The sequence below is a fragment of the Pelomonas sp. CA6 genome, from assembly GCF_022549225.1.
GTDB lineage: Bacteria > Pseudomonadota > Gammaproteobacteria > Burkholderiales > Burkholderiaceae_C > Roseateles.
The window spans coordinates 17,955-31,364 of record NZ_JAKZFD010000015.1 but is presented as its reverse complement, the minus strand read 5'-3'; the positions used below and the strand labels follow the sequence as shown (position 1 = coordinate 31,364).

Genomic DNA, 13,410 nt, shown 5'->3' with positions numbered 1-13,410 from the left:
CCAACCTGTCGATCATGACGATCAAGGAGCAACAATGACAAGCCTTGCGGGTCCGGCCGGCGCGCTGGACAAGGGTCGTGCAGGAGCACCGACCTACGAAGATGGCGTGGTGCGAGCCTTTGCGCTCGCTGCCGTGCTTTGGGGCGTGATAGGCATGCTGGTAGGCGTGGTGATCGCCGCCCAGCTGACCTGGCCCGAGCTGAATCTGGGCATTTCCTGGCTCAGCTACGGCCGTCTGCGGCCGCTGCACACCAACGCGGTGATCTTCGCATTCGGTGGCTGCACGCTGATGGCCACTGCCTTCCACGTGGTCCAGCGCACCTGCCAGACCAAGCTGTTCGCACCGGGCCTGGCCTGGTTCACCTTCTGGGGCTGGCAGCTGGTCATCCTTTCCGCGGTGGTCACGCTGCCGCTGGGCCTGACCACCGGCAAGGAATACGCTGAACTGGAGTGGCCGATCGACATCCTGATCACGCTGGTGTGGGTCTCCTACGCCATCGTGTTCTTTGGCACCGTCGGCACCCGCAAGATTCGCCACATCTATGTGGCGAACTGGTTCTTCGGCGCCTTCATCATCGCCGTGGCGCTGCTGCACCTGGTCAACAGCGCCGAGATCCCGGTCAGCATGTTCAAGAGCTACTCGGCTTATGCGGGCGTGCAGGACGCGATGGTGCAGTGGTGGTACGGCCATAACGCCGTGGGCTTCTTCCTGACCGCTGGCTTCCTCGGGATGATGTACTACTACATCCCCAAGCAGGCCGGCCGCCCGGTGTACAGCTATCGCCTGTCCATCGTGCACTTCTGGGCGCTGATCTTCACTTACATGTGGGCGGGTCCGCACCACCTGCACTACACCGCGCTGCCCGACTGGGCGCAATCGGTGGGCATGCTGTTCTCGCTGGTGCTGCTGGCGCCGAGCTGGGGCGGCATGATCAACGGCATCATGACCCTGTCGGGTGCCTGGCACAAGCTGCGCGATGACCCGATCCTGCGTTTCCTGATCGTGTCGCTGTCCTTCTACGGCATGTCGACCTTCGAAGGTCCGATGATGTCGATCAAGACGGTGAACGCGCTGTCGCACTACACCGACTGGACCGTGGGCCACGTGCACTCCGGCGCTCTGGGTTGGGTGGGCCTGATCTCCATGGGCTGCCTGTATCACCTGATCCCGCGCATGTTCGGCCGCACCGAGATGTACTCGAAGCGCGCGATCGAAGTGCACTTCTGGATCGCCACCATCGGCATCGTGCTGTACATCGCCGCGATGTGGATCGCCGGCGTGATGCAAGGTCTGATGTGGCGTGCGGTCAACCCTGACGGCACCCTGGTCTACACCTTTGTCGAGAGCGTCAAGGCCACCTTCCCGTTCTACGTCATCCGTCTGGGCGGCGGTCTGCTGTACCTCGCCGGCATGTGCGTGATGGCCTGGAACGTGGTGATGACGGTGCGCGCGGGCCGTGTGCAGCCCCAGCCCATCCCGGCCGTGGTCGCTCACGCCTGAGACAAGGAGAACAAGATGGCAACAACGACGCACAAGCCTGCCGGTCACGAGCGCATCGAGACCAGCAACTTCCTGATGATCGTGCTGGTGCTGCTGACCGTCGCGGTCGGCGGCCTGGTGGAAATCGTGCCGCTGTTCTTCCAGCGCTCGACCACCCAGCCGGTGGAAGGCCTCAAGCCCTACACCGCGCTGCAGCTGTCCGGTCGGGACATCTACGTCCGCGAAGGCTGCTACAACTGCCACTCGCAGATGATCCGTCCCTTCCGCGCCGAGACGCTGCGCTATGGCCCCTACTCGGTGGCCGGCGAATTCGTCTACGACCACCCCTTCCAGTGGGGCAGCAAGCGCACCGGTCCTGACCTGGCCCGCGTGGGCGGCAAGTACAGCGACGAATGGCACCGCATCCACCTGATCAACCCGCGTGATCTGGTGCCCGAGTCCAACATGCCCGCCTATCCGTGGCTGGCCACCAGCCCGCTGAACCCGGCGGACGTGGCGCCCAAGATGCGCGCTCTGCGCACCCTGGGTGTGCCGTACAGCGATGAAGAGATCGCCAAGTCGGCCGAGGACGTGAAGGGCAAGACCGAGCTGGAAGCCGTGATCGCCTACCTGCAGGTGATGGGCACCGCGCTCAAGCGCTAAGGAGATACACCATGGATATCAATGACGTGCGCGTTTTCGTGACGCTCGCCTCCATGGTGGCCTTCATCGGCATCGCCGCATGGGCCTATGCCAAGCGCAATCGCGCCCGCTTCGATGAACTGGCTGCGCTGCCGTTCGCGGATGAACCCGAGGTGGCGAAGCAAGGAGCAAAGAATGAGTGACTTTATTTCGGGGGGCTGGGCGGTCTTCGTGGCTGCCACGACCGTGGTCGGTCTGATCGCCTGCCTGGTCCTGCTCATGATCGCGGCGCGCCGCCGCGTGATGGCCAACGACAACACCACCGGCCACGTCTGGGACGAGGACCTGCGTGAGCTGAACAACCCGCTGCCGCGCTGGTGGATGGGCCTGTTCGTGCTGACCGTGGTCTTCTCGGGTGCCTATCTGGCGCTCTACCCGGGCCTGGGTACCTACGCGGGCACCCTGGGCTGGAGCAGTGCCGGTCAGTACCAGAACGAACAGGCCAAGGCGCAGAAGGCCATCAGCGAGGTCTATGCCCAGTTCAACGGCAAGAGCGCCGATGCGCTGGCGACCGACCCGGCGGCAATGGGTATTGGCGAGCGTCTGTTCGCCAACAACTGCGCCAGCTGCCATGGCGCCGACGCGCGCGGCTCCAAGGGCTTCCCCAACCTGACCGACAAGGACTGGCTGTACGGTGGCGACCACGACACCATCATCCAGACCATCAGCAAGGGTCGCAACGGCGTGATGCCGCCGATGGCCGCCGCGGTTGGGACCTCGGACGACGTCCGCAATCTCGCCAACTACGTGCTGAGCCTCTCCGGTAGCCCGCACAACGCGATCGCGGCGCAACTGGGCAAGCCCAAGTTCGGTGCTTGCGCGGCCTGCCACGGTCCGGACGGCAAGGGCAACCAGGCCCTGGGCGCCCCGAACCTGACCGACAAGGTCTGGTTGCATGGCTGGGGCGAGCAAGCGGTGATGGACATGATCAACAACGGCAAGAACAACGTCATGCCGGCTCATGAGTCCCGCCTCAGCCCCGAGCAGATCCGCGTGCTCGGCGCCTATGTCTGGAGCCTCTCCAACAAGCGTTGAGTCCCTGCTTCGCTGACGCGCCGCCAGCGTCCTGGCCCGATCCAAGGTCGGGTGCTGGCGGACCGCGGGGGTGAAGCGAAAGTCGTACCGATGAGCCAGTCCAAGCCAGCTGCCGCCACGTCCTCCGAAGGGGAGGGGTCGCAATACGTTTCTCTCTACCAGGCGCAGAAGAAAATCTATCCGCGCAGCGTGTCCGGGTGGTTCGCCACCTGGCGCTGGGCCCTGGTCTGGCTCACCCAACTGCTGTTCTACGGGCTGCCTTGGCTGAACTGGAACGGTCGCCAGGCCGTGCTGTTCGACCTGGGCGCGCGCCGTTTCTACATCTTCGAACTGGTCCTGTATCCGCAGGACTTCATCTACCTGACGGCCATCCTGCTGATTTCGGCGTATGGCCTGTTCCTGTTCACCGCGGTGGCAGGCCGGCTGTGGTGCGGCTATGCCTGCCCGCAGACGGTGTACACCGAGATCTACCTGTGGGTGGAGCGGCGCTTTGAAGGCGACCGCCAGGCACGCATCAAGCTCGATGCCGCGCCATGGAGCTTGAACAAGCTCTGGCGCAAGAGCGGCAAGCAGGCGGCCTGGATCGCGATCGGCCTGTGGACCGGTTTCACCTTCGTGGGCTACTTCACGCCCATCACCATGCTGGGCCAGGAGATCCTCGGTTCGCTGGGCCTGATGCGCACCGCCGCGTCGCTGGGGCCCTGGGAAACCTTCTGGGTGCTGTTCTACGGTTTTGCCACCTATGGCAATGCCGGCTACATGCGCGAGCAGGTCTGCAAATACATGTGTCCTTACGCGCGCTTCCAGAGCGCGATGTTCGACAAGGACACGATGATCATTTCCTACGACGAGACGCGCGGCGAACCGCGGGGCTCGCGTTCCAAGAAGGCGGACCCCAAGGCGCTGGGCCTGGGATCTTGCGTCGACTGCACGCTCTGCGTCCAGGTCTGCCCCACGGGCATCGACATCCGCAAGGGTCTTCAATACGAGTGCATCGGCTGCGCGGCCTGCATCGACGTCTGCGACGACGTGATGGACAAGATGGGCTATGCGCGCGGCCTCATTCGCTACGACACCCAGCATGGCATGGCCAACGGCTGGACCAAGGAACAGGTCCGTCGGCGCATGTTCCGGCCCCGCGTGCTGGTCTATACCGCCGGGCTGGTGCTGATCTGCGTCGCCCTGGTCGTGAGCCTGATGATGCGCACGCCGTTCAAGGTGGACATCGTTCGTGATCGCGCCGCGCTGGCGCGTCAGGTCGAGGATGGCTACATCGAGAACGTCTACCGGCTGCAGATCATGAACGCGACGGAGTTGCCGCAGCGTTTCCACCTGTCGGTGGACGGACTGCCGGGCCTGGGCTTTGTGCCGGCGCCGGGCACCATCACGGTTGATGCGGCGCAGGCGCGCTGGGTCACGCTGGCCCTGCGCGTGCCGCCGGAGATCGCGGCCAATGAGAAGGCGGGGGCGCACCCCATCCACTTCTCGATCGTCCGGGAGGCGCAAGGCGGCGAACGGCAGTACAGTGTTCAAGAGAAATCCACATTTGTGCTGCCGCGCTGAGCGCGGCAGATGGAGGTCAGGATGAGTCAAGCAGTTCAAGCCGCGGTGCCGCAGGACGGCGCGGGCGCCCCTTGGTGGAAGGTCCGCGTGATGTGGTTGGTCGTCGGCGGGCCGGCGGCGGTGGTGCTGGGTTGCGCCATCACGATCAGCATGGCGCTGACCCACCCGGACCCGGTGATCACGGCTCAGCCCGGTGCTCAGATCTCGGCCGACGACGCGGCCGATGGCGCCACCGCGATGCAGCCGGCGATGAAGGCTCGCAACAACGCGGCGGCTGACGCCAGCCGTGGCAAGCAGCCATGAACGCGCGCCCGGATCCGCAGGATGTCGGCCCGGGTGTTGTTGTTGAGCCTGGGCGACTGAGTCGCTATGCGATGTATGTGCTGTGGCCCAGCTTTTTGATGGCCGGCGTGACGCTGGCCCTCGTGTTCTCGCTGGTCGATCCGGCCGACCTCACCTGGTTTGGGGCGGAGATGCAGCTGTCGCGCAAGACGGTGTACAGCCTGAGCTTCTTCGCGCTATGGCTGTTGTTCAGCGTCTCGAATGCCATTACCGCGCTGCTGGTCGTGACGCCGGAATCCTCGGCGCCGCCGCATCCGCGCATGTGGCCGCGCTGAGCGCGAACGGCCGACATCTGCCAGTCTCCACGGGCGCGCGATCCGTGCATTAGTACCGTTCGCTGTTGTTTCCGGATCACGGCGCGTGCCGGTGCCGATCGCAGACACCAACAAAAAAGGGCCGGTAACGGCCCCTTTTGTTCTCTCGGGTGTCTTCAGCAGGCGGCGCTGTTGACCAGGCGTTGAAGACCGGTCTGATCGATGATGCGGATCTGGCGCTGCTTCACTTCGAGCAGGCCTTCTTCCTGGAACTTGGAGAAGGTGCGGCTCACGGTTTCGAGCTTCAGCCCCAGGTAGGAGCCGATCTCTTCGCGCGTCATGCGCAGCACCAGGCTGGAGGCCGAGAAGCCGCGCGCCTGCAGGCGCTGCGTGAGATTGAGCAGGAAGGCGGCGAGGCGCTCTTCGGCGCGCATGCTGCCCAGCAGCAGCATCACGCCATGGTCGCGCACGATCTCGCGGCTCATGATCTTGTGGAACTGGTGCTGCAAGTCGTTGAACTCGCGCGACAGGCTTTCGAGCTGGTTGTAGGGGATCACGCAAACCTGCGAATCCTCCAGCGCCACGGCATCGCAGGCATGACGGTCATTGCTGATGCCATCCAGGCCCAGCAGTTCGCCGGCCATCTGGAAGCCCGTCACCTGGTCGCGCCCATCTTCAGCGGACACGCAGGTCTTGAAGAAGCCGGTGCGCACCGCGTACAGCGACTGGAAACTGTCGCCCGCACGGAACAGCGTGTCGCCTCGGTTCACATTGCGCCGCGTCGCGACCAGGCGATCCAGCCGCTCCAGGTCGGGTTGCGACAGGCCCACCGGCAAGCACAGCTCGCGCAGGTTGCAGCTGGAGCAGGCCACCTTGAAGGGTTCGATGTGGATCGCGCGATTCGGGTTCATGCGCTGGATTATCTGGGCTCCTGCACACTCATTGGCCGGGGGAGCGGTGGGGCTTGACTTCGGATTCAACATGATGGTCCTCAAGGCGCCGCCATTGTTTCCCCGATGATGCACGACAAGCTTGACTGAGATCAATCGTTTTGCCGTCGCCCTTGGCACAGTGTTGCCATGGTTCCGCAAACTGACCACACCCCCGCGATCAACGAGGATCTGCTGCGCCGTTTCGACGTGCCCGGCCCTCGTTACACCTCGTACCCCACGGCCGACCGTTTCGTCGAAGCCTTCTCCGCCGAGCATTTCCGCCAGGCGCTCGCGCAGCGGGCCGAGGGCGTGGGAGGGGCCAGTCCTCTGTCCATCTATGTGCACGTGCCGTTCTGCGAGTCGCTGTGCTACTACTGCGCCTGCAACAAGGTGATCACCAAGCACCATGAGAAGGCCGCGGAGTACCTGGACGCGCTGGAATGCGAAATGGATCTGGTCCAGGAGCGCCTGGGGCGCGGGGCCAACAGCGTGTCGCAGCTGCACTTTGGCGGTGGCTCGCCGACTTTTCTGTCAGATGTCGAACTGACGCGGCTGATGCAGTCGCTGCGCCAGCGCTTCCGGCTGGCCCCGGGCGCCGAGGTGTCTGTCGAGGTGGATCCGCGTACCGTGACCGAGGCGCGCCTGAGCCACCTGCGCAGCCTCGGCTTCAACCGTCTGAGCTTCGGCGTGCAGGACTTCAATCCCGAGGTCCAGAAGGCGGTGCACCGGATGCAGAGCTTCGAGAGCGTGCAGCAGCTGATGCAGCAGGCGCGCCAACTCGGCTTCGAGTCCACCAACGTGGACCTGATCTACGGTCTGCCCAAGCAGAGTCCGGAAAGCTTCGCGAACACGGTGAACCAGGTCGCATCGCTGCGCCCGGACCGCATCGCGCTGTACGGCTACGCCCACCTGCCGCAGCGCTTCAAGTCGCAGCGCCGCATCGCCGACCATGCGCTGCCCACCGGCGCCGACAAGCTCAGCATGCTGTCGGGCGCGATCGGCGGCTTCCTCGGTCATGGTTACTGCTACATCGGCATGGACCACTTCGCCCTGCCGGAAGATTCACTGGCGGTGGCCAAGCGCCAGGGGCGACTGCACCGCAATTTCCAGGGCTACAGCACCCAGCCGGACTGCGACCTGATCGGCCTCGGCGTGTCGTCGATCTCCCGCGTCGGTGCCCATTACGCGCAGAACGCCAAGACCCTGGACGAGTACTACGACGCGCTGCGACAGCGCCAATTGCCGATCCAGCGTGGCCTGGCCTTGAGTCGCGACGATCTGGTGCGGCGCGCGGTCATCATGGCGCTGATGTGCCAGGGGCGGGTGGAGTTCGAGTCCATCGAGCTGGCCCACCTGATCACGATGCGCGACTACTTCCGCGCCGAGCTGGCCCAGTTGGCTCAGTACGAACAGGACGGGCTGGTGCAACTGGAGCCGCAGGCCATCCAGGTGACCGCGATGGGCTGGTTCTTCGTGCGCGCCGTGGCCATGGTCTTCGACCGCTATCTGCAGGCCGACCGTACCCGCGAGCGTTTCTCGCGCATCATCTGAAGCCCGGCCCCGCGTTGGCATACTGCCGCCCATGGATGCCGGACTGCTTCTTTCCGCACTGCTGCTGGGACTGGCGGGCACGCCGCACTGCCTGAGTATGTGCGGCGCGGCCTGCACCGGCCTTGCCGGCAGCGCGGCGCGCCCCACGGCGGCGCTGCAGCTCGGTCGTTTGCTCAGCTACATGGCGGGCGGTGCCTTTGTCGCCGCCAGCGTCGGCGGCCTGGCCGGCTGGGCGCAGGGCAGCGCGATGCTGCGGCCGCTGTGGGTGATGCTGCACCTGGGCGCTTTGCTGCTCGGCCTGTATCTGCTGTGGCGTGGCCGCCAACCGGCCTGGATCGAAAATATTGGCCGTGCAGCGCCCCGTCCCGCCGTCATCGGCTCGGCGCAGCTGTCGGCGGCGCTGGCCCAGGGGGGGGCGGTGCTCAGCGTGCCGTCGGCGGCCCCGCCAGTGGTGGCCTCATCGGGCCGGACTTGGCGCGCGGGATTGGCCGGTCTGGCTTGGCTGGCCTGGCCCTGCGGACTGCTGCAGTCGGCGCTGCTGATCGCGGCGCTGGCCAGCGGGCCGGTCCAGGGGGCGGCGGTGATGGCCGGCTTCGCCCTCAGCTCGGGGCTGGGGCTGCTGGTCGGCCCGTGGCTGCTGGCCCGCGGTCTGAAACGGGGCGGCGACATGCGTTGGGCCGTGCGCCTGGGCGGCGCCGTGCTCGCCAGCAGCTCGATCTGGGCGCTCGGGCATGGTGTCTGGGATCAGGTCAAGGCCTTCTGCACCTGAGGCCCCGTTCCTGTCGGCCTCCGCCGTTTTGAGCGCTTGGGCGGCCCCTGCCGGAAGCGATGGCTTCAGCGTCGCGCAAGCTGCACTGCCTTAGAATCGGCGTTTTACGTCATCACCAACCACGCGTTTCGCGGAGACGACTCCATGTACCAGCACATCAAGGTGCCCGAGGGCGGGCAGAAGATCACGGTCAACGCCGACTTCTCGCTCAACGTCCCGAACAACCCCATCATTCCCTACATCGAGGGTGACGGCACCGGCTTCGACATCACGCCGGTGATGATCAAGGTGGTTGACGCGGCCGTGGCCAAGGCCTACGGCGGCGCCAAGAAAATCCACTGGATGGAGATCTACGCCGGCGAAAAGTCGACCAAGGTCTACGGCCCTGACGTCTGGCTGCCCGAGGAGACCCTGCAGGTCCTGAAGGACTATGTGGTCTCGATCAAGGGTCCGCTGACCACTCCCGTCGGTGGCGGCATCCGCTCGCTGAACGTGGCGCTGCGCCAGGAGCTGGACCTCTACGTCTGCCTGCGCCCGGTGCGCTACTTCAAGGGCGTGCCCTCGCCGGTCAAGGAACCCGAGAAGACCGATATGGTGATCTTCCGCGAGAACTCGGAAGACATCTACGCCGGCATCGAGTTCGAGGCCCAGAGCGACAAGGCCAAGAAGCTGATCAAGATCCTGCAAGAGGAATTCGGCGTCAAGAAGATCCGCTTCCCCGAGACCTCCGGCATCGGCGTCAAGCCCGTGTCCAAGGAGGGCACGGAGCGCCTGGTCCGCAAGGCCATCCAGTACGCGATCGACAACGACAAGCCCAGCGTGACCATCGTGCACAAGGGCAACATCATGAAGTTCACCGAGGGTGGCTTCCGTGACTGGGCTTATGCGCTGGCGCAGAAGGAGTTCGGCGCCGAACTGATCGACGGCGGCCCGTGGTGCAAGTTCAAGAACCCGAAGACCGGCAAGGACATCGTGGTCAAGGACAGCATCGCCGACGCCTTCCTGCAGCAAATCCTGCTGCGCCCGGCCGAGTACTCGGTGATCGCGACGCTGAACTTGAACGGCGACTACGTGTCCGACGCGCTGGCGGCCCAGGTCGGCGGCATCGGCATCGCCCCGGGTGCGAACCTGAGCGACTCCGTCGCGATGTTCGAAGCCACCCATGGCACCGCGCCCAAGTACGCCGGCAAGGACTATGTAAACCCCGGTTCCGAGATCCTGTCCGCCGAAATGATGCTGCGCCACATGGGCTGGACCGAGGCGGCCGACTTGATCATCTCTTCCATGGAGAAGGCCATCCTGTCCAAGAAGGTCACCTATGACTTCGCCCGCCTGCTGGACGGTGCGACCCAGGTGTCCTGCTCGGGCTTCGGTCAGGTGATGATCGACCACATGTGATGCCCAGCCGGGCGAGCCCCGGTTCTGCATGCCTGGCCCCGCCTCCAGCCTGGAGCGGGGCTTTTTGTTTCCGGGGAGGCCGCCATCGCTTGCTGCGTGTCGCGGCAGCGCAGCAAAAAGGCCCGCACGAGGCGGGCCTTTCTGGCGTGGGGCCTGCGGGGTTCAGGCCGCGGCGCGCACATCCATGCTGTCGACCGCAATCTCCAGCGGCCGGATGTTCTGCGCCAGCTGACCCTTGGGGCCGTCGACCAGCTCATAGCTGACCTTGCTGCCCTGTTTCAGTGTGCGGAAGCCGTCCATCTGGATCGCGGAGAAATGTGCGAACACATCTCCGCCACCCTGTTCGGGCTCGATGAATCCGAAGCCCTTGGCATCGTTGAACCACTTGACTGTGCCAGTCGCCATTTCTATTTCCTCCTACTCCGTCCCGGTGTCTTGAGCACCGGCGCGGATTCTGGAATCCGTGTCAGCCGGGTGTCAATCCAGGACCACCCCGAGGGACAGTCCGTGCCGGCTGACGCGAAATCCGGAAAAGCGGCTTGTCTGCCGGAGTCCCGGCCTCATGTAGGGAGGCGTTGCTGTTTATAGAATCGGCGCATGCCAGTCTTTGCCCATCAGCCCGCACCCATGCCTCCGGCTCCTCCGGGGGACGGCGACGCGGGCAACGCGACCACGCTGGAGCGTGTCACCCAGCGGACGGAGCCGCCGCGCCTCTACCAGGTGCTGATGCTCAATGACGACTTCACGCCGATGGAGTTTGTTGTGATGGTTCTGCAGGAGTATTTCCGCCATGACCTGGATACGGCCACCCAGATCATGCTGAAGATCCATCACGAGGGCCGTGGTGTCTGCGGTGTGTTCACCAAGGATGTCGCGGCCACCAAGGTCGAAATGGTGCTGGACGCCGCCAGGCGTGCCGGCCATCCCCTGCAGTGCATTATGGAGGCCGCATGATCGCGCAAGAACTGGAAGTCAGCCTGCACATGGCGTTCGTCGAGGCGCGCCAGCAGCGCCACGAGTTCATCACCGTGGAGCACCTGCTGATGGCGCTGCTGGACAACCCGTCGGCGGCCGAGGTGCTGCGCGCCTGCGCAGCCAATATCGAAGACCTGCGCAAGAGTTTGTCGCAGTTCATCAAGGAAAACACGCCCACCGTGGGCGGCACGGAAGAGGTCGACACGCAGCCGACGCTGGGTTTCCAGCGCGTGATCCAGCGCGCGATCATGCATGTGCAGTCCACCGGCAATGGCAAGAAGGAAGTCACCGGCGCCAATGTGCTGGTGGCCATCTTCGGTGAGAAGGACTCGCACGCGGTCTATTACCTGCACCAGCAGGGCGTGACCCGCCTGGACGTGGTGAACTTCATCGCCCACGGCATCAAGAAGAGTGAGCCTCCCGAGCCGCCCAAGGGCCAGGAGGGCAATGGCGCCGAGTCCGAGCGCGAGGAAGGCGAGGGCGGGGCCGGCGGTAGCAAGGCCTCGCCGCTGGAGCAGTTCACGCAAAACCTGAACCAGCATGCCCGTGACGGCCGCATCGACCCGTTGATCGGCCGCGAGCTGGAGGTGGAGCGCGTCGTGCAGGTACTGTGCCGCCGTCGCAAGAACAACCCGCTGCTGGTCGGCGAGGCCGGGGTCGGCAAGACGGCGATCGCCGAGGGCCTGGCCTGGCGCATCACCGAGGGCCAGGTGCCCGACGTGCTGGCGGATGCGGTGGTCTACTCGCTGGACATGGGCGCGCTGCTGGCCGGCACCAAGTACCGGGGTGATTTCGAGCAGCGCCTGAAGGCGGTGATCAAGCAGCTGAAGGACCAGCCGGGCGCCATCCTGTTCATCGACGAGATCCACACGCTGATCGGCGCCGGCGCGGCGTCGGGCGGCACGCTGGATGCGAGCAACCTGCTCAAGCCGGCGCTCTCCTCGGGCCAGCTCAAGTGCATCGGGGCCACCACCTTCACGGAATACCGCGGCATCTTCGAGAAGGATGCGGCCCTGTCACGGCGCTTCCAGAAGGTGGACGTGGTCGAGCCCTCCGTCGAGCAGACGGTGGAGATCCTCAAGGGCCTGAAGTCGCGCTTCGAAGAGCACCACAGCGTCAAGTACGCGCTGGGTGCGCTGCAGGCAGCGGCCGAGCTGTCGGCCAAGTACATCAATGACCGCCACCTGCCGGACAAAGCCATCGATGTGATCGATGAAGCTGGCGCCGCACAGCGCGTGCTGCCCAAGAGCAAGCAGAAGAAGACCATCACGCGGGCCGAGGTCGAGGACATTGTCGCGAAGATCGCGCGCATCCCGCCGGCCTCGGTGTCCAATGACGATCGCAGCAAGCTCAAGAGCCTGGACCGTGATCTCAAGAGCGTGGTCTTTGGCCAGGATCCGGCCATCGATGCGCTGGCGGCGGCCATCAAGATGGCCCGCTCGGGCCTGGGCAAGCCGGACAAGCCCATCGGCTCCTTCCTGTTCAGCGGCCCGACCGGCGTCGGCAAGACCGAGGTTGCCAAGCAGCTGGCTTACATCCTGGGCATCGAGTTGATCCGCTTCGACATGTCGGAGTACATGGAGCGCCATGCGGTGAGCCGGCTGATCGGCGCGCCTCCGGGCTATGTGGGCTTCGACCAGGGCGGCCTGCTCACCGAAGCTGTCACCAAGAAGCCGCACGCCGTGCTGCTGCTGGATGAAATCGAGAAGGCCCATCCGGACGTGTTCAACGTGCTGCTGCAGGTCATGGACCACGGCACGCTGACCGACAACAACGGGCGCAAGGCCGATTTCCGCAACGTGATCATCATCATGACCACCAATGCGGGGGCCGAGACCATGCAGAAGTCCACGATCGGCTTCACGACCAAGCGCGAGCAGGGCGACGAGATGGCGGACATCAAGCGCCTGTTCACGCCGGAATTCCGCAACCGGCTGGACGCGACCGTGTCCTTCCGTGCGCTGGACCAGGACATCATCCTGCGCGTGGTCGACAAGTTCCTGCTGCAACTCGAAAGCCAGCTGGCGGAGAAGAAGGTCGAGGTCAGCTTCAGCGACAAGCTGCGCAAGCACCTGGCCGAAAAGGGCTTCGACCCGCTGATGGGCGCACGGCCGATGCAGCGCCTGATCCAGGACACCATACGCCGCGCGCTGGCGGACGAACTGCTGTTCGGCCGCTTGGTCGACGGCGGTCGGTTGAGCGTGGACATCGACGCGCAGGGTCAGGTCCAGCTGGACATCCAGCCGCTGAAGAAGGACAACAAGCCCAAGTCCGAGCCGGCGACGGCGGATTGATCTCGAGGGCCCGGCATTGCCGGGCTGGCGCTTGGCAAAGCCCGTAGGCGAACCTTCAGCGAAGGGGCGTCTACGGGCTTCATCGTTTGATGTCGCCCGATCCTTGGACGTGCTT

14 protein-coding genes are annotated in these 13,410 nt (G+C 65.0%); 12 read left to right on the top strand and 2 right to left on the bottom strand.

What is annotated here, in order from left to right; all coding sequences use genetic code 11:
• Positions 1-34: 34 nt before the first annotated feature.
• From ccoN to LZ017_RS20340, 7 genes are all read left to right on the top strand, one after another.
• Positions 35-1,501, top strand: a complete 1,467-nt coding sequence (gene ccoN, locus LZ017_RS20370; protein WP_241398763.1) for a cytochrome-c oxidase, cbb3-type subunit I — start codon at positions 35-37, stop codon at positions 1,499-1,501.
• Positions 1,502-1,516: 15 nt separating this feature from the next.
• Positions 1,517-2,143: a cytochrome-c oxidase, cbb3-type subunit II gene (ccoO, locus tag LZ017_RS20365; protein WP_241398762.1), complete on the top strand. Its 627-nt coding sequence runs from the start codon at positions 1,517-1,519 to the stop codon at positions 2,141-2,143.
• A gap of 11 nt (positions 2,144-2,154) precedes the next feature.
• Positions 2,155-2,325, top strand: a complete 171-nt coding sequence (locus LZ017_RS20360) for a cbb3-type cytochrome oxidase subunit 3 (protein ID WP_374109962.1) — start codon at positions 2,155-2,157, stop codon at positions 2,323-2,325.
• Complete coding sequence (ccoP, locus tag LZ017_RS20355; RefSeq protein WP_241398761.1) at positions 2,318-3,217, top strand: cytochrome-c oxidase, cbb3-type subunit III; 900 nt, start codon at positions 2,318-2,320, stop codon at positions 3,215-3,217. The genes LZ017_RS20360 and ccoP overlap by 8 nt, the downstream gene beginning before the upstream one ends.
• Positions 3,218-3,307: 90 nt before the next feature.
• Positions 3,308-4,780, top strand: a complete 1,473-nt coding sequence (gene ccoG, locus LZ017_RS20350) for a cytochrome c oxidase accessory protein CcoG (protein ID WP_241398760.1) — start codon at positions 3,308-3,310, stop codon at positions 4,778-4,780.
• A gap of 21 nt (positions 4,781-4,801) precedes the next feature.
• Positions 4,802-5,083 carry a hypothetical protein gene (locus LZ017_RS20345; RefSeq protein ID WP_241398759.1) on the top strand — a complete coding sequence of 94 codons (282 nt, stop codon included), beginning with the start codon at positions 4,802-4,804 and terminating at the stop codon, positions 5,081-5,083.
• Complete coding sequence (locus LZ017_RS20340; protein WP_241398758.1) at positions 5,080-5,397, top strand: hypothetical protein; 318 nt, start codon at positions 5,080-5,082, stop codon at positions 5,395-5,397. The genes LZ017_RS20345 and LZ017_RS20340 overlap by 4 nt, the downstream gene beginning before the upstream one ends.
• Positions 5,398-5,552: 155 nt before the next feature.
• Here LZ017_RS20340 and fnr read toward each other — a convergent pair whose 3' ends face one another.
• Positions 5,553-6,287, bottom strand: coding sequence for a fumarate/nitrate reduction transcriptional regulator Fnr (gene fnr / locus LZ017_RS20335; protein WP_241398757.1), 735 nt, complete (start codon positions 6,285-6,287; stop codon positions 5,553-5,555).
• A gap of 168 nt (positions 6,288-6,455) precedes the next feature.
• Between fnr and hemN the strand changes: the two genes are divergently transcribed.
• The 3 genes from hemN to icd all read left to right on the top strand — a co-directional run bounded on the left by hemN (position 6,456) and on the right by icd (position 10,026).
• Positions 6,456-7,859, top strand: a complete 1,404-nt coding sequence (gene hemN, locus LZ017_RS20330) for an oxygen-independent coproporphyrinogen III oxidase (protein ID WP_241398756.1) — start codon at positions 6,456-6,458, stop codon at positions 7,857-7,859.
• A gap of 31 nt (positions 7,860-7,890) precedes the next feature.
• Positions 7,891-8,628: a sulfite exporter TauE/SafE family protein gene (locus tag LZ017_RS20325; protein ID WP_241398755.1), complete on the top strand. Its 738-nt coding sequence runs from the start codon at positions 7,891-7,893 to the stop codon at positions 8,626-8,628.
• Between the two features lie 144 nt (positions 8,629-8,772).
• Positions 8,773-10,026, top strand: coding sequence for an NADP-dependent isocitrate dehydrogenase (gene icd, locus LZ017_RS20320; RefSeq protein WP_241398754.1), 1,254 nt, complete (start codon positions 8,773-8,775; stop codon positions 10,024-10,026).
• Positions 10,027-10,188: 162 nt separating this feature from the next.
• Here the strand turns inward: icd and LZ017_RS20315 are convergent, their stop codons facing one another.
• Positions 10,189-10,431: a cold-shock protein gene (locus LZ017_RS20315; RefSeq protein ID WP_241398753.1), complete on the bottom strand. Its 243-nt coding sequence runs from the start codon at positions 10,429-10,431 to the stop codon at positions 10,189-10,191.
• Positions 10,432-10,623: 192 nt separating this feature from the next.
• Here LZ017_RS20315 and clpS point away from each other — a divergent pair, with 192 nt between their 5' ends.
• Together clpS and clpA are read left to right on the top strand one after the other, a co-directional pair.
• A complete protein-coding gene (gene clpS / locus LZ017_RS20310) occupies positions 10,624-10,980 on the top strand; it encodes an ATP-dependent Clp protease adapter ClpS (protein WP_374109961.1) in 357 nt (118 codons plus the stop codon).
• On the top strand, positions 10,977-13,295 hold the full coding sequence (gene clpA / locus LZ017_RS20305) for an ATP-dependent Clp protease ATP-binding subunit ClpA (protein ID WP_241398752.1): 2,319 nt from the start codon (positions 10,977-10,979) through the stop codon (positions 13,293-13,295). Before clpS ends, clpA begins: the two co-directional genes overlap by 4 nt.
• Positions 13,296-13,410 lie beyond the last annotated feature (115 nt).

Coding starts and splice junctions, on each gene's coding strand:
- ccoN (WP_241398763.1), top strand. CDS start 35: ATGACAAGCCTTGCGGGTCCGGCCGGCGCGCTGGACAAGGGTCGTGCA.
- ccoO (WP_241398762.1), top strand. CDS start 1,517: ATGGCAACAACGACGCACAAGCCTGCCGGTCACGAGCGCATCGAGACC.
- LZ017_RS20360 (WP_374109962.1), top strand. CDS start 2,155: ATGGATATCAATGACGTGCGCGTTTTCGTGACGCTCGCCTCCATGGTG.
- ccoP (WP_241398761.1), top strand. CDS start 2,318: ATGAGTGACTTTATTTCGGGGGGCTGGGCGGTCTTCGTGGCTGCCACG.
- ccoG (WP_241398760.1), top strand. CDS start 3,308: ATGAGCCAGTCCAAGCCAGCTGCCGCCACGTCCTCCGAAGGGGAGGGG.
- LZ017_RS20345 (WP_241398759.1), top strand. CDS start 4,802: ATGAGTCAAGCAGTTCAAGCCGCGGTGCCGCAGGACGGCGCGGGCGCC.
- LZ017_RS20340 (WP_241398758.1), top strand. CDS start 5,080: ATGAACGCGCGCCCGGATCCGCAGGATGTCGGCCCGGGTGTTGTTGTT.
- fnr (WP_241398757.1), bottom strand. CDS start 6,287: ATGAACCCGAATCGCGCGATCCACATCGAACCCTTCAAGGTGGCCTGC.
- hemN (WP_241398756.1), top strand. CDS start 6,456: ATGGTTCCGCAAACTGACCACACCCCCGCGATCAACGAGGATCTGCTG.
- LZ017_RS20325 (WP_241398755.1), top strand. CDS start 7,891: ATGGATGCCGGACTGCTTCTTTCCGCACTGCTGCTGGGACTGGCGGGC.
- icd (WP_241398754.1), top strand. CDS start 8,773: ATGTACCAGCACATCAAGGTGCCCGAGGGCGGGCAGAAGATCACGGTC.
- LZ017_RS20315 (WP_241398753.1), bottom strand. CDS start 10,431: ATGGCGACTGGCACAGTCAAGTGGTTCAACGATGCCAAGGGCTTCGGA.
- clpS (WP_374109961.1), top strand. CDS start 10,624: ATGCCAGTCTTTGCCCATCAGCCCGCACCCATGCCTCCGGCTCCTCCG.
- clpA (WP_241398752.1), top strand. CDS start 10,977: ATGATCGCGCAAGAACTGGAAGTCAGCCTGCACATGGCGTTCGTCGAG.